At 37.4% G+C, this 19,366-nt stretch carries 15 protein-coding genes; 9 read left to right on the top strand and 6 right to left on the bottom strand.

From position 1 onward, the window contains the following. The first annotated feature begins 10 nt into the window (after window positions 1–10). From JO178_RS04505 to ilvA, 3 genes are read left to right on the top strand one after another with little or no spacing between them, the layout of a single operon-like run. Window positions 11–292, top strand: coding sequence for an ACT domain-containing protein (locus JO178_RS04505; protein WP_291932327.1), 282 nt, complete (start codon window positions 11–13; stop codon window positions 290–292). A 49-nt stretch (window positions 293–341) separates the two neighbouring features. Then, window positions 342–1,388: a ketol-acid reductoisomerase gene (gene ilvC, locus JO178_RS04500; RefSeq protein WP_291932324.1), complete on the top strand. Its 1,047-nt coding sequence runs from the start codon at window positions 342–344 to the stop codon at window positions 1,386–1,388. A gap of 12 nt (window positions 1,389–1,400) precedes the next feature. Continuing rightward, window positions 1,401–2,663, top strand: a complete 1,263-nt coding sequence (gene ilvA / locus JO178_RS04495; RefSeq protein WP_291932322.1) for a threonine ammonia-lyase IlvA — start codon at window positions 1,401–1,403, stop codon at window positions 2,661–2,663. 165 nt (window positions 2,664–2,828) lie between these two features. Here the strand turns inward: ilvA and JO178_RS04490 are convergent, their stop codons facing one another. From JO178_RS04490 to alaS, 6 genes are all read right to left on the bottom strand, one after another. After that, the gene (locus JO178_RS04490) at window positions 2,829–4,298 is read right to left on the bottom strand and encodes a M20/M25/M40 family metallo-hydrolase (protein WP_291932320.1); all 1,470 of its coding nucleotides are present in this window, start codon (window positions 4,296–4,298) and stop codon (window positions 2,829–2,831) included. 7 nt (window positions 4,299–4,305) lie between these two features. After that, window positions 4,306–4,542 (bottom strand): hypothetical protein, encoded by a 237-nt coding sequence (locus JO178_RS04485; RefSeq protein WP_291932318.1) that lies wholly within the window; start codon window positions 4,540–4,542, stop codon window positions 4,306–4,308. A 41-nt stretch (window positions 4,543–4,583) separates the two neighbouring features. Next, window positions 4,584–6,908: a hypothetical protein gene (locus JO178_RS04480; RefSeq protein WP_291932316.1), complete on the bottom strand. Its 2,325-nt coding sequence runs from the start codon at window positions 6,906–6,908 to the stop codon at window positions 4,584–4,586. A 307-nt stretch (window positions 6,909–7,215) separates the two neighbouring features. Next, window positions 7,216–9,033, bottom strand: coding sequence for a cytochrome-c peroxidase (locus JO178_RS04475; RefSeq protein WP_291932313.1), 1,818 nt, complete (start codon window positions 9,031–9,033; stop codon window positions 7,216–7,218). A 65-nt stretch (window positions 9,034–9,098) separates the two neighbouring features. Beyond that, window positions 9,099–10,577 carry an alkaline phosphatase PhoX gene (locus JO178_RS04470; RefSeq protein ID WP_291932311.1) on the bottom strand — a complete coding sequence of 493 codons (1,479 nt, stop codon included), beginning with the start codon at window positions 10,575–10,577 and terminating at the stop codon, window positions 9,099–9,101. A 234-nt stretch (window positions 10,578–10,811) separates the two neighbouring features. Then, a complete protein-coding gene (alaS, locus tag JO178_RS04465) occupies window positions 10,812–13,415 on the bottom strand; it encodes an alanine--tRNA ligase (RefSeq protein ID WP_291932308.1) in 2,604 nt (867 codons plus the stop codon). A 413-nt stretch (window positions 13,416–13,828) separates the two neighbouring features. Between alaS and JO178_RS04460 the strand changes: the two genes are divergently transcribed. The 6 genes from JO178_RS04460 (at window position 13,829) to JO178_RS04435 (ending at window position 19,219) form a co-directional block, all read left to right on the top strand. Beyond that, window positions 13,829–14,386, top strand: coding sequence for a sigma-70 family RNA polymerase sigma factor (locus tag JO178_RS04460; protein ID WP_291932305.1), 558 nt, complete (start codon window positions 13,829–13,831; stop codon window positions 14,384–14,386). 5 nt (window positions 14,387–14,391) lie between these two features. Further along, the gene (locus JO178_RS04455; protein ID WP_291932302.1) at window positions 14,392–14,661 is read left to right on the top strand and encodes a hypothetical protein; all 270 of its coding nucleotides are present in this window, start codon (window positions 14,392–14,394) and stop codon (window positions 14,659–14,661) included. A gap of 73 nt (window positions 14,662–14,734) precedes the next feature. Beyond that, complete coding sequence (locus JO178_RS04450) at window positions 14,735–15,208, top strand: DUF417 family protein (RefSeq protein WP_291932299.1); 474 nt, start codon at window positions 14,735–14,737, stop codon at window positions 15,206–15,208. A 10-nt stretch (window positions 15,209–15,218) separates the two neighbouring features. Then, window positions 15,219–16,316 (top strand): peptide-methionine (R)-S-oxide reductase MsrB, encoded by a 1,098-nt coding sequence (gene msrB / locus JO178_RS04445; RefSeq protein ID WP_291932296.1) that lies wholly within the window; start codon window positions 15,219–15,221, stop codon window positions 16,314–16,316. Window positions 16,317–16,740: 424 nt separating this feature from the next. Beyond that, entirely contained in the window at window positions 16,741–18,090 is a 1,350-nt protein-coding gene (locus JO178_RS04440) for an AAA family ATPase (protein WP_291932293.1), read from the top strand. Between the two features lie 25 nt (window positions 18,091–18,115). Then, window positions 18,116–19,219 carry an FAD-dependent oxidoreductase gene (locus JO178_RS04435; RefSeq protein ID WP_291932290.1) on the top strand — a complete coding sequence of 368 codons (1,104 nt, stop codon included), beginning with the start codon at window positions 18,116–18,118 and terminating at the stop codon, window positions 19,217–19,219. Window positions 19,220–19,366 lie beyond the last annotated feature (147 nt).

Raw genomic sequence — 19,366 nt, 5'->3', positions numbered from 1 at the left:
AAATAAAAAGATGAAAACAGAACATAAAGAATATACCATAACTGCATATACGGAAGATTATCTGGGATTGATAAGCAGAATCAATGCTATTTTTTCAAGAAGAAGAATTTCTATGATTACTTTTCATGTAGGACCTTCAGAGTTGGAAAAAGTGAAAAAATTTGTCATTGTGATTAAAGAAACAGAGGAATCTGTTCAGAAGATCACCCGACAGGTAGAAAAACAAGTGGATGTACTGGAAGTTCATTACCATAGAAATCCATACCTGACAGCAGTGGAATATGCTAGTTAAGAATACGATTAATCAACATTATTATATATAACAAATAAAATCAAAAAACATGGCAAAATTGAATTTTGGCGGAGTAGAGGAAAACGTAGTAACAAGAAATGAGTTTCCATTAGAAAAAGCACAGGACGTATTAAAAGATGAAGTAGTGGCAGTGATCGGTTACGGAGTTCAGGGACCGGGACAGGCCCTTAATCAGAAAGACAACGGAATTAATGTCATTGTCGGCCAGAGAAAAAATTCTAAATCCTGGGATAAAGCTGTAGCAGACGGATTTGTTCCCGGAGAAACGTTATTTGAGATCGAAGAAGCTTTGGAAAAAGGAACCGTGATTTGTTATCTTTTGAGTGATGCCGCACAAATTGAATACTGGCCCAAAGTAAAACAATATCTTACTGCCGGAAAAGCCCTGTATTTTTCTCATGGTTTTGGAATTACATTTAATGAGCGTACAGGAATTGTTCCTCCCGCAGATGTAGATGTATTCCTGGTAGCTCCTAAAGGTTCAGGAACTTCATTAAGAAGAATGTTTTTGCAGGATAGAGGGCTGAACAGCAGCTTTGCAGTATATCAGGATGCTACCGGAAGAGCAAGAGAAAGAGTAACGGCTTTAGGAATAGCCATTGGAAGTGGGTATTTGTTTGAAACAGATTTCAAAAAAGAAGTTTATAGTGACCTTGCCGGAGAACGCGGAACACTGATGGGGGCTGTGCAGGGAATATTTGCTGCACAATACGATGTCCTCAGGAAAAACGGACACAGTCCTTCTGAAGCATTTAATGAAACCGTGGAAGAGCTTACCCAGTCTTTAATGCCTTTAGTAGCCGAAAACGGAATGGACTGGATGTACGCCAACTGCAGTACAACTGCCCAAAGAGGAGCGCTGGACTGGTGGAAACGCTTTAGAGATGCTACCTCTCCTTTGTTTGAAGAACTCTATGATAATGTAGCGAAAGGAAATGAAGCCCAAAGATCCATAGACAGCAACAGTAAACCGGATTACAGAGAAAAACTGGAGGCGGAACTAACGGAGTTGAGAGAAAGTGAAATGTGGAAAGCAGGCAAGACCGTGAGAAGTCTGAGACCTGAGAATAATTAATCAATACAATCAATGATGAAAGAGGAAACATGTTCTTCCATGCTGGAGAATATCTATCAGGCAGAGGAAAGACTGAAAAATGTAGTGGTAAAGACTCCATTGGCAATCAATGCTCATCTGTCAACGATTTATCATGCCAATATTAGTTTTAAAAGAGAAGACCTTCAAAGGGTAAGATCCTACAAGATAAGGGGAGCATATCATAAAATGGCTACCATGTCCAGAGAAGAGCTGAATAGAGGAGTGGTTTGTGCCAGTGCAGGAAATCATGCGCAGGGAGTCGCTTTTGCATGCCATACGATGAAGGTTAAAGGAACGATTTTTATGCCTTTACCAACTCCGGGACAAAAACTTGAACAGGTGAGGATGTTTGGTGGAGACTATACGGAGGTTGTCCTTTATGGAGATACTTTTGATGAAGCCAAAGATGCTGCGATGAGGTTTTGCAGTGATAATAACGGTATATTTATTCATCCGTTTGATGATCCGGCCATTATCCAGGGACAGGCGACAGTGGGACTGGAGATTCTGGAACAGGCAAAAGAACCTGTTGATTATCTATTTGTTCCCATAGGAGGAGGAGGATTAGCAGCAGGAATTTGTTCCGTATTTCAGGAATTATCTCCGGATACGAAAATCATAGGAGTGGAACCTTCCGCAGCAGCAAGTATGACAAAAGCGATGGAGAAAGGGAAACCGGTACTTCTCGAAAAAATAAGCCGTTTCGTAGATGGTGCTGCTGTGCAACAAGTAGGAAGACTTACTTTTGAACTTTGTCAGCATGTATTGTATGATATGGCTACTGTAGAGGAAGGACTGGTATGTGAAACTATTTTATCATTGTATAATAAAGATGCTATTGTAGTAGAGCCTGCAGGAGCTCTCTCAGTAGCCGCACTTGAAAAATATAGCGAAGAAATACAGGGAAAGAATGTGGTCTGCATTATTAGCGGAAGCAACAACGATATCACCAGAATGGAAGAAATCAAAGAAAAAGCTTTGTTATATGCCGGCTTAAAACATTATTTTCTGGTGAGATTCCCACAACGGCCGGGAGCATTGAAAACATTTGTAATGGATGTTTTGGGACCTGCTGATGATATTACTTTTTTTGAGTATACCCAGAAAAATTCGAAAGAAAAAGGAATTGCTGTCGTAGGAATCGCCCTGAAGCAAAAGGAAGATTTCAGCCCGTTGATTCAGAAAATGAAGCAATATGATTTCTTCGTCAACTACCTGAATAATGATCCGTCTTTAATGAATCTTCTTATTTAAAATAAATCAGGCGCTTACTAAAAACACGATGAAAAAAGCTGAGCCACGGATACACTGATTTTTTAGAATAAAGATCAATCCAAACAGAAAATTATTATTTTGATAGCTGTATTCGTGGCCATTTTATGAAAAAGCCGTCTCATCAATGATGAAACGGCTTCTTTATTATCTTTCAAGCGAAAAGTTCGGAATGACTTTCGGTCGTTCGGCTTCATTCGCTACTTTCCAGGATGTTCTGTACATCCATTCGGTCATTTTATACAATTTTTTAAAATTGATATTTTCAGATTCATCCTGCGGCGTATGGTATTGATCATGCAGGACGCTGGTGAAAAATAGAGCAGGAATTCCGATCTTGGCATACGGAAGATGATCACTTCTGAAGTAGAAATATTCTGCATGGCTAGGAGAATCCCAGTCTTTTAAATAACGGAATTTAGTACTTTCATTATTGGCTTCCTCCGCCATTTTTACTAATTCTTCAGAGTTTTTGTGAGGAGCATTACCTCCCAGTAAAGCAGCCTCATCATTGCTGTTTCTTCCAATCATATCCCCGTTCAGTACTGCAACAATTTTTTCTTTCGGAACCACCGGATGGGCAGCATGCCATCTTGAACCCAGTAATCCTCTTTCTTCTGCACCGTGGAATACAAACAGGATACTTCTTTTTCCCGGTTGTTTTTTGTAAGTTCTTGCCATAGCCAGCATGGCTACACAGGTACTGGCATTGTCATCTGCACCGTTGTAGATGGTATCATTTTTTACTGGATGCCTGATGCCGTCATGGTCCTGATGCCCGCTAAGTAAAACATATTCGTTTTTAAGAACGGGATCGGTACCGTCTATTTTTCCGATAATATTTACTGACGGATATTTATAGGTTTCGGTAATCAGGTTCAGGGCAATTTTCGGATTGTTTTTTACCCAGCCTGCATTTTCTCTTTTAATCCATAATACAGGGATATTATCCGTTATTTTTTCTCTCAGCCCTTCCACACCGTAGCTTCCTCTTGTCATTTGAGGCAGTACTTCTACCCAGCTTTTTTCAGAAATATCATCGGTAATGAAAATAATGGCTTTTGCTCCCAGCTCGGCAGCTTTTTTATAATATTTTGCTCTTACAAATCCGGGATATCTTCTTACAAAAAGGGTCATATCTTTTTCGATATTTTTATCAGAAGCATTGATGGCAAGAACCTTTCCTTTGATGTTTAATTTTGAAAGGTCTTCGGGTTCAGCATTTCCTGCATAAACAATTTCGCCGTCTATAACCGCATTTACCGGTTCTGAAACCAGAAAATCCTTCCATAGGGTAAGAGGAGTACCACCAATTTTCAGACTGCTTTGAGGAGTCGTCTGATGTCTGTACATTTCAAAAAACTGGAAAAAAGTTCCATCATCGCCGGCAGGTTTCATTCCTGCTTCCTTAGCTTTATCAGCAAGCCACATGGATACTTTTAATTCATCCAGCGTTCCTGCTTCACGTCCCCAGAACTGATCTGCAGCCAGCTCATACATGTCTTTTTTAAGATCAGATTCTTTGATGGCAGAAACCAGAGGTTTCTTATAATTCTGTGCATTTCCGATACTGAAGACTAATAGGCTCAGGATAGACAAAATATAGTTTCTATTCATGGGGATTTTAATTAAAGTTAGCCAGTTTTTCTGAGAACTGTTTTGAGAATTCTTTTCTGTCTTCTTCCAGTTTTTCTGGTGTAGAGGGTAAAATATAGTTGAAAAGAATTTTGTTATCATGGTCTAAAAAAATAATTTCCTTTTCATTTCCATCAATCATCTGTGAGAAAATCTCCCACATTGGAGTGTCTTTTAACTTTAACAATTCAAAAAACTGTTCTGCTTTTATTTCGATTTTCTGCATATTATTTTATTTATATAACGTATAATGTCTAAAATTTAACATTAAAATTCCAGGAACTTCAGTTTAAACTGGATGGCAAAATTTTGTTTAAAATTCGGTGTTGTATAATAGCCCACCCTGTAGAATAATCCCAAATTGAAATAACTTGAAAGGAAATTATTCCATTCCAGGCCAACTTCCTGATAAAGGTGATTAAGCGGCTTGAAACGGAACTGGTGGTATTCCGGATGTTTCATATTTCCTATTGTTCCTCTTAATACAAAATCAAAGCTTGACACATTGTGTCCAAAGCTTTTGAAGTAAAGAGGTAATTTATGGGTGAAATAATAAGCGACAAACTTGTCATTATAATATTTTCCACCTTCCAGGGTAGCAAATCCAAGATATGAGGTAAGGTTAAAATTAAAATCTTTACCCGGAGAGGCAAGTCCGTTCATGGTAAAATTCTTCCATATCGGGGCTTCTCCAAAAACCATTCCGCCATAGAGTCTGAATCCGGTGGTTCCCAGCGGAGTCTTAAAATTGTGAACAAAAAGGGCGTCAAAACGGGAGTAATTAAAATTGCCGCCTACTGCTCTATAACTCTGTTCATAGTTAAAATACAATTCAGGATATTTCTGATCAATCAGAGATTTTCCCTGTGGAGTCATAATATTGGTTGAATTGGGAGAATATTTTAAAGTAAACAGCGTGTTGAAATTTTTGAAGGATGTTCCTTCATTTTTGAACTGATAATCAAATTCTGCAGTTTCAATATTTCTTCTTACTGCAAGAGCCAGTGTAAGACCGTTCGTTACATCATTCAGATACGACAAAGAGGCGCCCTTAAAATGAAAATACTTATCATTATTAAGGTTATTTCCAAAATTCATCATTCTCATTTTGAAGTTCCAGAGTCTTCTGTAAAACTCTCCCGAAGCTGTTACATCATCGTAAAATTCAAATCTGAAAAATGAGTTTTTCTCCAGAGTCGTCTTCATATCCAGCCCCATACCGTATTTCCATCTTCTGTCTTTTACCCCATAGGCAAAATAATAGTCAGGGGAGAAGTACGGATTGAAGTTTTCATTGATTTTGGCCTTTAACCCAAGTCTGAATCCTTCATAAGAGTTGTAATTGACGATTTCATCCACGGCAAAATCTACAGAACGTACTCTGATTTGGCCGTTAAGTAAACCTGATAATATCTGAGCCTTGCTGTCTATTTTATATTTTTTTCCTAAACTGTCTATTGTTTTATAGGTATTTTGCTCCCGATCTGTAAGAGGATCGGTCCTGTATTGGTTCAGGGAGTGCCCGTCAATACTTTTGACAGAAAATGTATAGCCTTTAAAGTCTTTGGGATCTTCAGTAATGGGAGATTCAAAATCAAAATATTTGGAAGTCAGGAAAGCGTAGGTGCCAAAGCTTTTTTTGTCCTTTTTGTTAAGACGGTCTTTGTCATCCATTGCCATCTTACCCATCTTAAGTTTTGCTTTTTCATGAGCAAGGAACCATTTGTTATTATAGAAAATCCATGTACTGGTAATAATCCCGTCGTTTTTATTTTTACTGAAGTTTTCAATTTTTTTAATTCCGTAGGTTTCAGTATCTACATAAATAGCACCGTTATACTTTCTCTTTCTGTCCGGGTTTTTATAATTCACCTCACGGAAACGGATGACAAAATTCTTTCTTCCGTCCAGTTCAATAGTATCGGATAAAAAGAACCTGTAGAGGCCTCTGTTTTCCGGCTTTATCTGCTCAGGAACAACATCTCTGTTACTTTGCTGAAGGGCAATCATTTCGTAGATGGGCTGCTTGAGTCCTGAAATTCTGTTGTCAAGAATATTGATCTTTTCACCGTATTTTTTTGAGTATAAAAACTCCTGTGCTCTTTCCCAAAGAAACAGTTTACTTTTTGCAAAAACTTTTCTTGCAGTGCTGTTGTTTAACGAATCTTTCTCTCTCTTTTTCTTGAAAAGATTCAGGTCATTAAAATATTCCTGAAACTGAGTAAGGCTGTCTTCATCAATATCTAAGGAGATTTTTTCGTAAGATTTATAAGAATAAGAACCTAAGCTTTTCGGAGAATTTTGATTAAACAGTTTATTTACCTTTTTCAGAATTTCCAGTGCTCTGGGATCACTTTTATCTTCAATCACTATTGCATCAATGGCAGTGGTTTTGGATGCTTTTTTTTGAAGAGATACCTCTATACTGCTTTCTACGGTTACTGTTTCCTGTTGATAAGAATCCGCCTCAATACTAATGGTTTTGCAGCCCGCTTTAAATTCCAGAATGCCCTGAGCATTGGTATAGCCAATAATTTTGTGATCACATGATATTTGGGCATTGGATACAGGTTTCTGGTTGGCGTCATCCACAATTTTAATTTTTGATTGTGAATACCCCAAAAAGAAGATTAAAAAAAATAATAATAGTAAACCCTTTTTCATTGGTAAAAACTACGTCAAAAGTACTAATATTTATTGTTTTAGAAAAGTTTTTAACGGACTATAATATTGATTTAATCTAATTCCTCAATGGAAAAATTATAACGCAAATGACGGCCAAAAGAGGACTTATCCGGAATGACCACGATATGATTGTTCCTGAAGACTGCTGTGGAATATACAACTGCTTTCCTTCGTCGGAGAGCGGAAAATCAAACTCTGAAATCGTTATCTCTTGTTATTGCTTATCGTTCAGCGCTTTCATAAAATCAATAATATTACCGGTTTCCTCTTCTGTAAGCTGTAAAGGAGCGTTAGAAAGCGTCTGGTTTTTTATGGTAAACCCAAGACCTTTTCCACCGCCTTTATTGTAAAAATTCATCACTTCTTTAAGGGTTTTATATCCGCCGTTATGCATATAAGGTCCGGTTTTACTAATATTTCTGAGCGTTGGTGTTTTAAAGGAATTTTGCAGAGACAAAACGGTTTCGTGAAATTTTCCTCTTCCGGGATCACGATCAGCTGCTTTGTTTTCTCCATCAACGGCTATTCCCAGTACTTCCTGTTCTGTTTTTTTGAAAGCAGGAGGCACCGTTCCATTGAACAATGGAATAAAATGACAGATTGCACATTGTGCTTTTCCGACAAAAAGATTAAAGCCCTTTTTCTGATTTTCAGTCATAGCTGATTTATTTCCGCGCATATATTCATCAAAATCAGAGCTGAATCTGGCCAATGAACGTATATAGCTTGCCAGTACATTCTGAAGTTGCCAGACTTCTGTTTTCTGAGACTGGTAAATTTTCTGAAAGGCAGCCTGATATTCTTTATTCTGATTGATTTTACCAAGAATTACCGTAAGATCACCATGCATTTCTTCTTTGTTCGAAATAACATCCGAACTTTGTCCTTCCAGATCATCTTTCCGCATATCCCAGAACTGACCATGCTGAAAGCCCGCATAATTCAGAGAGGGAGAATTTCTTGCCAGTTCCGAATTCACCAGAGACATGGATTTTGCAAGTCCGTCTGTAAAAGCTTTTTCAGGAATATGGCACGTAGCACAGCTTCTGTTGTTGTTATTGGACAATATTTTATCATTAAAAAGTTGTTGCCCGAGTGCTGCTTTTGCTTCAGAAAATGCAAATTCTTTTCCCGGTGTAAATGCATTGGGATTGAACGCGTTTCTAACAAAAAAAGTTGTTGCATCTTTATTTAATGCTGTGGTAACCTCAACATCCGGAATTTTTTCCTGTTTTTTGAATTCAAGCAATAAACTTGTTATCTTATTCAAATGATCGGGAATAAAATTCACATAGTCAAACGTATTTTTATTTGTATTTTTCTTTACAATTTCAATAGCGGAACTGATTTCCGCAATAATCACTTTTAAAGACCGTTGCCTGGACTGATCTGTAGAAATTAACCGTAAGGTTTGGGTAACCCCCTCAAGAGAGTATGGGATTTCTTGTAAAAATGTTCCCGAAACAGGCGTATCAAAACCTGAAATACCTAAGCTGGAAACTCTGAAAACTTCTTGTCTTACCGCATCAAAAACCTGATCTTTACCTATGGTAATAACCTGAAAATTGGTCTCAATAGTATTGCTTTTGTTGATGAGTTTTTTTAAAAATCGTATCACTTCATCTTTATTTTCCCGATCATAAGGATAAAGCATTTCCTCCAGAACCTGTAATCCTTCTGGTTCTATTTCCGTATGTTCATCCATTTCTATTTCCGGAAGTGCAGGTCCGTTGATGAATCTGGCAGAGTGGGGAAGGAAGTATTCCACAGCCCATTCCATGGTTTTATAAGTTTTTCTCATGTCCTCAAACTTTCCCTGAAGCACTTTTTCATCTGAATTTCCGGAAATGAGACTGATTAACTCATTAATCTGTTTTTCAAATTGTGAATTGGTTTTGAGAATTTCTTTTTTTACGGAGCCCAGATCTTCAGAGACAGGCTGCAGCTTATCATTTTTACAATAAGAAAGAACAAAAAGTGCAGCAGCAGAATATAAAAACAGAAGTATCGGGTATGTTGAAAGTTTTTTCATAGGATATGAAAAAGTATCAACAGCGATTTACTGTTGATACTTTTGATGTTATGGAGTAATTAAAACTATTTTTCTACGTTTCTGATAATGACAATCTGCCCACCTTCTTTATTGGTATTGATTCCTGAACCGTCAGGATTCTTAAACTTATCCAGCTGCCATGTGTGAGAGTGGATGTTTACCGAGAATGTATTAGGAACCCCAATGATATCTGAAATATCTACCATAGCTCCAAACTCCCACGAACCGAACTTTTGTAAATCTCCGGACTGGTTATAAGCAGTCTGCCATGCTGAATCATTTCTGTTATGTTTCATATTCAACCATGGCTTATATTGTTTGGTCGCAATGTTGAGCTGCCAGATATAAGAATCATGCTTTGCCGCTTTGTAATAAGAGTCTCCGTCTTCCTGAATGTACACATAGTTTTCAGTTACACACAGATTATCAGGATTAATAAGATTGTTACCAGGATTCGAATCTCCTTCTGCCACTACTTCCAGTTTTCCTGTCAGCATATTATTAGAATTAAGAACAAGCTTGTAGACTCTTCCCCACATGGTTAATCCAGCTTTTGGATTTACACCGTCAGAAGATTCTCCTGTTGCGGTAAAGTAAATCTCTCTTCCTTTTCCTGCTCCTTTTCTGTAATCCACATCTTCAACTCTTGAAAAGCGAATCGCATTGTTATCGATGTTTTTCTGATTAATCTGAGCTCCTGTAAGATTTTTAGCATTAGGAATTTCAACAAATTCTACATCGTAATTATTCCCTTTGGTCATATCAGTTTCCGTGTAGTTGTTGTTCGTTCTTTTTAATGCGTATAGTTTTCCGTTATCAAGATCTCCCTGAGTGTCGGCCACATACATGATCAGCTGTCCTGCTGACTGATGGGAAGAAGAATAAGACTGGTCTTCACCGATAATAATATATGATTTTCCGTTAGAAACATCCTTAGGAAGAGGAACTGCATTTTCCATAGAAGCCTTTCCCAATGCAGGTTTTACCCTTGTCTTATCTGAAGCCTGTGAAGCAGGAGCCAGTGGGTTCAGAGCATGAACCATACTTTCTTCACCGGATTCACCGGCAGTGAGAAATGCACTAAAACCATGGATTTCAGGAGTTGCCAATGTTGCAGAGCACAATCTCGTCATCCCTCCTGTCCCGTTTAGGATATATTCACCTTTTACAGGTCTGAATGTTTTATCCAGATATACCCTTGATACCGATTGCTTGATCTCGTGGTTGGTGATCATCAGATAACCATCAGAGTTAGGATCTTTCATAATTCCCATTCCGTCCGGCTGCCCGCCGAAAACAAAATCGGGAGACCCCGGAAGAATATCGGAACTTGAAATAAGGGTGGTGATATTTAAATTCTCAAAACCTGGCATTCCAAAAACGAAAGCCGGTTCTTTTGAAAAATTTTCAAGTTTAATTTTGTCATTAGCCGGGGTATTACTATCCCCGCTATTATCATCGTTACAACCCTGAAAAACAAGAGCTGCAAATAATAATGCACCAATAGTTTTGTTAATTTTCATAATTATTTTTTTGAATTTCGATTAAAGCAAAACTAAGGGTCCGGTGTTAACTAGGTTTTAAGAAGACAAAACAAATAGTTTAAGATTGAGGGATTTTTGTTAAGTAAAGATCAATAATTAGAATAGATATAAATAAAACAGCCTGTATTTTTCATATTGCTTTACTTCAGCATAAAAAAAGGCTGTCTCCAAAATGAAACAGCCTGTTTAATATTTATAATAGATCTACTATTTTTATATATTTAATGCTTTCTGATAAGCATTTTCCAAACCATCAAGGTTTTTACCCCCTGCAGTTGCAAAGCCAGGGTTTCCACCACCACCACCTTGAATCTCTTTAGCAAGATCTTTAACGATAGCTCCGGCCTGATATTCTGCTGCCAGATCATCAGAAACTCCTACACTAATCATAGGTTTACCATCAGCATCAGAAAGAATGATCGTTACTGAAGCCGGAATTTCTCTTTTCAGCTGGAATACGATATCTTTTACAGAACCAGCATCCAGAGAAGTTCTCTTTACCAGAAGCTGTTTATTGCCTTTTTGTTCATAAGCCTTTTTCCAGTCGCTGATTTCTCCTTTTGCTTTTTCTTTTTTAAGAGCATCAACTTCTGCTTTTAATGCTGTGTTTTCCTCGATTAATTTCTCAATAGACCTTACAACATCTTTAGACTTCAAGAGTTGAGATAATTCAATAATCTGTTGTTCCAGATTTTTGAAATATTCCTCAGATTTATCTCCTGAAATCGCTTCAATTCTTCTGATTCCTGCGGCTGCAGAACCTTCAGATGTAATTTTGAAATGCCCGATTTCACTGGTGTTTTTTACGTGAGTTCCTCCACAAAGTTCTTTCGAACTTCCGAACTGAATCATTCTTACGTTGTCACCATATTTTTCACCAAACAATGCCATTGCACCTTTATCCAGAGCCTCCTGAATAGGAATGTTTCTGAATTCCTGTAAAGCAATACTTTCTTTGATTTTGCTGTTTACTTTTTCTTCAATTAAAGCTAATTCTTCTTCCGTCATTTTATTAAAATGGGAGAAGTCAAAACGAAGGTAATCGGGTCCTACATAAGAACCTTTTTGTTCCACATGGGTTCCTAAAACATCTCTTAAAGCTTCGTGTAAAAGGTGAGTCACAGAGTGGTTTGCCTGAGAATTTTTTCTCTCAGAAGCATTTACTTTAGCATAGAAAACAGCTCCTGCATCTTTTGGAAGCCCGTTGATTAATGAAATAACCAGCCCGTTTTCTTTCTTAGTTTCCAGTACTTCAAAACTTTCAGCTGCATTTTCAAGAACACCTTTGTCTCCAACCTGCCCTCCTCCTTCAGGGTAGAAAGGAGAGCTGCTCAGTACGACCTGATAAAATTCTCCGTCTTTATTCTCTACCTTTCTGTATCTTGTAATGTATGTTTCAGACTCAGTCTGGTCATAGCCTACAAATGTTTCAGGTTTCTCTTCTAAAACAACCCAGTCATATACTTTTTGGGCAGAATCAGATTTAGAACGCTGTTTTTGTTTTTCCATTTCGGCTTTAAATCCTTGCTCATCAATCGTCAGACCTTTTTCTTCAGCAATAATTCTTGTTAAATCATCAGGGAAGCCATACGTGTCATAAAGTTCAAAAACTTCTTCGCTTGGTAATACTTTTGAATGATCGGCAATGGTTTGCTGGATCAGTTTCTCTACTCTTAGTAATCCGTTTTCAATCGTTTTTAAGAAAGATTCTTCTTCACTTTTGATCACTTCACCTACTAACTTTCCTTGTTTTTCAATTTCAGGGAAGAATGTACCCATTTGCTTCTGAAGAACAGGAACCAACTGATAAAGGAAAGGTTCCTTCATTCCCAGGAATCTGTATGCATAAGAAATACCTCTTCTGAGAATCCTTCGGATTACATATCCTGCACCTCCGTTGGAAGGAAGCTGACCATCAGCGATAGCAAAAGAAACCGCTCTGATGTGGTCTACTACCACACGAATGGCAATATCTTTTTCATCTTCTAAAATACCTGTATATTTTTTACCGGAAAGCTCCTCCACTTTAGAAATCAGCGGGGTGAAAACATCCGTATCATAGTTCGAAGATTTTCCCTGAAGAGCCATACAAAGACGCTCAAAGCCCATTCCGGTATCTACATGCTGAGCAGGAAGTTTTTCTAAAGATTTGTCCGCTTTTCTGTTGAATTCCATGAAAACAAGGTTCCATACTTCCACTACCTGCGGATGATCCTGATTCACTAATGTAATTCCGGGAACGGCTGCTTTTTCTTCCGGAGTTCTCAAGTCGATATGAATCTCTGAACACGGTCCGCATGGCCCGCTTTCACCCATCTCCCAGAAGTTGTCTTTTTTATTTCCATTGATGATTCTGTCTTCTGAAATATGAGACTTCCAGAAATCATAAGCATCCTGGTCTCTGTCAAGGTTTTCAGAAGTATCACCTTCAAAAATCGTTACATATAAATTGTCTTTTGGAATTCCGTATACTTCAGTCAGTAATTCCCAGGCAAAAGCAATAGCCTCTTTTTTGAAGTAATCCCCGAAAGACCAGTTTCCCAACATTTCAAACATGGTATGGTGGTAAGTATCTCTACCCACATCATCCAAATCATTATGTTTTCCGGAAACTCTCAGACACTTCTGTGTATCGGCAATTCTAGGGGCGGTAGGGGTTTTATAGCCTAAGAAAAAATCTTTGAACTGCGTCATTCCTGAGTTGGAAAACATAAGGGTAGGATCATCTTTCAGCACGATAGGTGCAGAAGGAACGATCAGGTGGTCTTTACTTTTAAAATAATCTAAAAATTTTTGACGTATCTCTTGTGATGTCATAGTATTGCTTTTGCTTTTTAACGTATCAAATTTTGATAAGATGCAAATTTAATGTTTTTAGGTGATTTAATATCTACTATTACATATTTTCGGAGATGTTTTATTAAATGTCCGGCATAATAATGAATGGCTGCTGATTTCAGCTGCCAGCAGGTAAATTATGAAGCCGTGTATTCGTAGCCGGAATATAAAGCAAAAATCATTACGGATCTGCCCGAATCCGATAATGCTTTTGATGATCCGGAATAAAGGAAAAAGGAAATGAAGTTTTGTGACCGGGTTATTCTGCTAAACCTGATCTGCAAATGAATAAAGTTCTGATTTGTGTATTCGTGGTTAAAAAAAACTATTCTTTAGATTTAACTTACTATCTTCGTAGTCATCTGAAAAGGTAAAAACAGCATACACAAAAAATGACGAAAAACGAAGTACTGAAAAGCTGGATAGAAGAATATTCTGAGCCCCTTTTAAAAAAAGCTTTTTACCTGCTTTCCGATAAAGAAGAAGCACAGGATCTTGTTCAGGACGTTTTTGTAGCTGCATTTTCTTCTTATGATTCCTTTGAAGGGAAAAGCCAGCCTCTGACCTGGCTGATGGCTATTCTGAACAGAAAAACAGCAGATTTTTACCGGAAAAAATATAAATCTGAACCTCAGATCAGACTGGATCATTTTTTTGATGAAACAGGCTCCTGGAAAAAAGATGATGTTCTTAACGACTGGAATGCAGAAGGGAAAGAGACTGAGCTGTTGGACGATCATGATTTTAATAAAACATTGGAGGATTGTATTGAAGAACTCCCCCCCAGATGGAAGATTTTGTTGAAAATGTATTATCTTGAAGAAAAAAAAGCTTCGGAAGTGAGTCAGGAATTTGAGGTTTCAACGACTAATCTCTGGAAGATCTTACAAAGAAGCCGGATGCAGCTCAGAGAATGTCTGGAATTCAACTGGTTTTCAAAGTTATCATAATTGAAATGTTTAAAAAAATTATCCATATTATATTCTTACCCTGCAGCGAAGCTACTTTGCTGATGGAAAAACGTAATGCTCATGCTATTTCTTCCAAAGAAAACTGGAAACTAAGTATGCACTTAATGATTTGCAAATGGTGTAAGATGTACAGCAAAAAATTAGCATTACTGGACAAGATCTTTACAGAAACTTTCACTCAAAAAGAATCTGAAATTAAAAACATTGATATTCAGGGATTTAAAAATAAAATAAATAAAAAGCTGGATTTTTAAAAAAAATCCTGTCAGGATTTTGGAATTGTTCCGACTATACTTTTGAAAATAAAGTATAATTAAAAATCAACATATGGTCAGAACAACACAACCTCACAAAAATCAATCAAGAACATATAAGCCTGGATATTATATTTCCCTTTTTGGGGCCGCTCTTATTTTGTTGTGGATAGGTATTTTCAAATTTACCCCTACAGAAGCAGCTGCTATAAAACCTCTGGTAGAAAACCACTTTCTTACTTTTTTCGTATATAAGATGATAAGTGCTCAGGCAGTGTCAAATCTTATCGGAATGATAGAAATTATCATTGCACTATTACTGATATTTAGTGTGAAATTTGCAGTACTTAAAAAATATGCCGGAATAGGAATGATTGTCACTTTTCTTGTCACGTTAAGTTATCTCTTTACAACGCCGGGAATGTGGAAGATCGTGGACGGAATACCTGTCACTGATTTCTTTATCTTAAAAGATCTTTTGCTTTTGGGATTGGGTGTAATGATCGTTCAAAATAATAATAATAATAATAATAATAATAATGGATAAAAATAAAAAAATGAAAAATATATTTATTGTACTCGGAATTGTTCTGGGTATAGCAGTTTTTGCTGCCGGTTCGGGGCTGTTTAAACATACCAAGCCCGGAAAAGTAGAACTTAAAAAAGAAAATCAGGAAACTATGGATAATAAAAATGTCAGAGAGATTTATTTTGCAGGCGGATGCTTTTGGGGAACAGAGCATTTCTTTCAACAGATTCGCGGTGTGGTAGGAACAGAAGTGGGATATGCGAACGGAAATACTCAAAATCCTACCTATGAAGAAGTGGTAAGCCATACGACAGGCTTTGCCGAAACCGTAAAAGTAAAATACGATCCGGAGCAGGTAGATCTGAAACTGTTGATTGATCTTTATTTTAAAACCATTGATCCTACCAGTAAAGATCAGCAGGGAAATGACAGGGGAAATCAATACAGAACAGGAATCTATTTTACCAATAAAAATGACGAAGCTCTGGTGAAAGGAGAAGTTGAAAAGCTGGCTAAAAATTATAGCAAGCCGGTAGTGGTAGAAACAATTCCTTTGAAAAATTTCTACAGAGCTGAAGATTATCATCAGGATTATCTGGATAAAAATCCGGGCGGATACTGCCATATTGAACCGGGGCTTTTCGAAATGGCGAAAAAAGCCAATCCACTTCCAAAAGAAACCTATAAAAAACAGGATAAAAAAGTTTTAAAAGAAAAACTTACCGCTGAACAATACAATGTAACTCAGGAAAACGGTACCGAAAAACCTTTCCAGAATGAATACTGGAACGAAACCCGTGAAGGTATTTATGTGGATATCACTACCGGAGAACCTTTGTTTGTTTCAACGGATAAATTTGAATCAGGTTGCGGATGGCCAAGTTTCTCAAAGCCGATTACCAAAAGTTTAATTGATGAAAAACTTGACAGTACCCACGGAATGGACAGGGTAGAGGTAAGAAGTAAAACAGGAGACGCCCATTTAGGACACGTTTTTACCGATGGGCCTCAGGATAAAGGAGGATTGCGTTACTGTATCAACAGCGCCTCCCTGAAATTTATTCCAAAAGCGGAAATGGAATCAAAAGGATACGGAAAATATCTTCCGTTGTTAGATAAAAAGTAAAAATGAAGAAAGGCTGCCAAATGGCAGCCTTTTTATTTAATGGGATGGAATATCTTTTCCAAGTGGTAAAAACCGCTCTTTAGGTATTCTGATTTCCTAGGATAAATTCAACTCCTGTATTCTGCTCATTCCTTTGCGGAAGGGCTCTGACTTCTGAAGCATATGAGGCGGAGTTTTCCTTTGCTTTACCACAACGCCCCCTATTTTTTTATAATTCAGGTTTCTTATTTTCTGCTTCCGAAATGCCGCGGCAGGACAGGCACGACGAGGGCACTGATGAGCCCTGTACAATAGTATATTTTTTCATCATTGTCATTTTTGATAAAATTAATAAAAAGGATCATTGCGAAATAAAAAAAGAATACAAAGTTTCATTGAATTTTTAAGATTAAAATATTAAATTTGATAGAACTAATAGGGAAATATGAAGTTAATTGAACTGGCAGAAGAATTAAATGTATCTGCAGAAGCCATCAAACAGTTTATACAGGATTTTGATCTTGAACTGGTAGACTGTATCAGTACAAATTTTGAAGTGAAAGATGATTTTGAAAAATTTGCCCGGGAAAATGTAGATTTTTTAAGATTGTACGAAAAAGATCTTGATAAAAACAAAACGGTAGAACAGATTGCAGAAGTGATCAACCAGCCGAAAGATAAAGTGGAGAAGGCCCTTAAAGATCAGAATCCCAATATTTTTGATAACGGGTTTTTCAAATCCTCTATTTCAAGCTATGGGATCGACAATAAGTTAGGAGGAAATTATCAGTTTGTTTATGATTATTTCGGACATAAAACCAGTCTGCAACAAAGAGATTTCATAGGATACCGGGATTTGTTTTTTTATACCTCGGCAGTCTTGGAACCCTTCCTGAATCCTCAGCAGATTAAAGACTGGGGAATTAACCGTCCTGCAGGAATTATTTTGTACGGACCTCCGGGAAGCGGGAAAATCTTCTGGGCGAATAAAATTGCAGAAATCATCGGGTATAAGTTTAAGGAAGTGAAGAAACATTATCTGGGAACTTCACTGATTGACGGAAATGAAATCAATTTCAGCGATTTTTTACTGTCTATGATGAAAGAAAATAAAGTGCTGCTCTTCCTGGATGATTTTGATGAAATTATGATGCAGAGAAAAGCAGAAACAGATATTGCTTCCTGCAATCTTGAAGCACAGGAACTCATCCTTCATTATATCAGTAAATTTGAAAAAGAAGGTGTTCTGATGGTAGGATCTGCCAATTCTGTAGCAGAAATTGATGAGGAAGTTCTTGCTCCGGGAAGATTTGATGTAATGATTCCTATATTTCCGCCGAATGCTTCAGAACGTTCGGAGATTATTTTGTATGCTATGACAAGAGGGCTTGAAGAGGACTCTCTGTTGTATAAAATCCTTAAAAACAACAAAGCAGATAAAGTTCCGTTCTGGCATGAAATTTCATCGAAGATGAAGGCTTTTAGCAATACGATGCTTATTGACTTTACCCAGAGTCTGAAAAAGAGAATTAAAAATCTTTATCAGAGAACAAGAAATGAAAAACTGCGAATAGATCAGAATCTTTTAAACGGGGCTCTGAGAGATGCAGCAGGAAAACTTACAGAAGAATATCTTGACCAGGTCGCTAAATTTTTAGCAGATGCCATTATCAATAATTTCGATGAATTTCAATTCAGAATTCAGGCACTAAAAAATGAACTGGAAACTTATAAAGTAGTTGAAGAGCCAAGAAGAGCTATAGGTTTTCATCACGATGATGAAAAAGAAGGCTAATGTCATATAAAACGGTCAACTGGTTATGAACAGCATCTGGGAACTGGAAACCTTTTACAGAAAAAGAAATATTGTTATTATCGGGGCCGGTTTTTCAGGACTCTGGACTGCCATTTCTTTAAAAGAAAAATATCCTGAAAAGTCTGTTCTCATTATTGAACGGAACAGAATCCCATTGGGTGCTTCCACCAGAAATGCCGGGTTTGCCTGTTTCGGAAGCCTGACGGAAATTCTGGCCGATGCTGAAAAAATGGGCTGGCAAAAAACATGGGAACTTGTCAGAATGAGATTCAACGGACTGGAAAAGATCAGAAAATATTTTAACCCCGACGAAATAGATTTTGAGCTTAATGGCGGATATGAAATTATAAACAATGCTGAACCCCTGCAATATGTAAATTTTGTTAACGAACAATTACAGACTGTTACCGGACTTAAGACAACATACAGCCTGAAACCGGAAAAAATCCGGGAATTCGGATTGGGAAAATCGCAGTTCCTGATTGAGAATACCTGTGAAGGAAGCCTTCATTCAGGTAAATTATTACAAAAGCTTCTGGAAAAATGCCATGAACTTAAAATAGAGTTTTTGTTTGGAACAGAAGTTAAAAATATTGCAGAAAAGTCAAATGAGGTAGAGGTTCATCTTTCCGAAGGCCTTTCAGTAAAGACGGATAAAGTAATTTATTGTACGAATGCATTTAGTTCAGTATTTTTAGACGAAGACATCATTCCTGCACGCGGACAAATTCTTCTGACGGAACCCATTAAAGATCTGAAGCTTAAAGGTACTTTTCATTATGACGAAGGATTTTATTATTTTAGAAATGTAGGAAACCGGATATTATTGGGTGGCGGACGAAACCGGGATTTCAAAACGGAAGAAACAACTGCTTTGGAAACCACTGCTTTTCTTCAAGATCATCTGGAAAATTTCTTAAAAGAAGTGGTACTCCCCAATCAGGAGTTTAAGATTGCACTCCGCTGGTCAGGAATTATGGCCATGGGATCAGAAAAAACACCTTTGATCAAAGAAATTTCAGAAAAACAGCTCTGTGCTGTCCGGCTTTCGGGAATGGGAGTGGCTCTTGCTCCGAAGATCGGAGAAGAAGTCACTAAAATGATATAATAAAATGGCTGATTCAAAGAAATTTTTACCTTCCTGTTTCACGCGATAAATAAAGATCACAGAATGATATAAGGTCGCACAGGAAGTGCAGTCATTGATAGGGTAGGATAATTGTAGTTTTAAGGGATAATGATAGGGCTTAATCCT

It is taken from the genome of Chryseobacterium sp. (genome assembly GCF_019236175.1).
Classification (GTDB): Bacteria; Bacteroidota; Bacteroidia; order Flavobacteriales; family Weeksellaceae; genus Chryseobacterium.
Note: the sequence above shows the minus strand (reverse complement) of the source record. Positions and strands in the feature narration are given on the sequence as shown.

What these genes read in the sequence shown, in the direction of transcription:
- ilvC (WP_291932324.1), top strand. Translation starts at nt 342, where the DNA reads ATGGCAAAATTGAATTTTGGCGGAGTAGAGGAAAACGTAGTAACAAGA.
- JO178_RS04435 (WP_291932290.1), top strand. Translation starts at nt 18,116, where the DNA reads ATGAACAGCATCTGGGAACTGGAAACCTTTTACAGAAAAAGAAATATT.
- JO178_RS04450 (WP_291932299.1), top strand. Translation starts at nt 14,735, where the DNA reads ATGGTCAGAACAACACAACCTCACAAAAATCAATCAAGAACATATAAG.
- JO178_RS04475 (WP_291932313.1), bottom strand. Translation starts at nt 9,033, where the DNA reads ATGAAAAAACTTTCAACATACCCGATACTTCTGTTTTTATATTCTGCT.
- JO178_RS04440 (WP_291932293.1), top strand. Translation starts at nt 16,741, where the DNA reads ATGAAGTTAATTGAACTGGCAGAAGAATTAAATGTATCTGCAGAAGCC.
- JO178_RS04485 (WP_291932318.1), bottom strand. Translation starts at nt 4,542, where the DNA reads ATGCAGAAAATCGAAATAAAAGCAGAACAGTTTTTTGAATTGTTAAAG.
- JO178_RS04460 (WP_291932305.1), top strand. Translation starts at nt 13,829, where the DNA reads ATGACGAAAAACGAAGTACTGAAAAGCTGGATAGAAGAATATTCTGAG.
- JO178_RS04505 (WP_291932327.1), top strand. Translation starts at nt 11, where the DNA reads ATGAAAACAGAACATAAAGAATATACCATAACTGCATATACGGAAGAT.
- JO178_RS04470 (WP_291932311.1), bottom strand. Translation starts at nt 10,577, where the DNA reads ATGAAAATTAACAAAACTATTGGTGCATTATTATTTGCAGCTCTTGTT.
- msrB (WP_291932296.1), top strand. Translation starts at nt 15,219, where the DNA reads ATGAAAAATATATTTATTGTACTCGGAATTGTTCTGGGTATAGCAGTT.
- alaS (WP_291932308.1), bottom strand. Translation starts at nt 13,415, where the DNA reads ATGACATCACAAGAGATACGTCAAAAATTTTTAGATTATTTTAAAAGT.
- JO178_RS04490 (WP_291932320.1), bottom strand. Translation starts at nt 4,298, where the DNA reads ATGAATAGAAACTATATTTTGTCTATCCTGAGCCTATTAGTCTTCAGT.
- ilvA (WP_291932322.1), top strand. Translation starts at nt 1,401, where the DNA reads ATGATGAAAGAGGAAACATGTTCTTCCATGCTGGAGAATATCTATCAG.
- JO178_RS04455 (WP_291932302.1), top strand. Translation starts at nt 14,392, where the DNA reads ATGTTTAAAAAAATTATCCATATTATATTCTTACCCTGCAGCGAAGCT.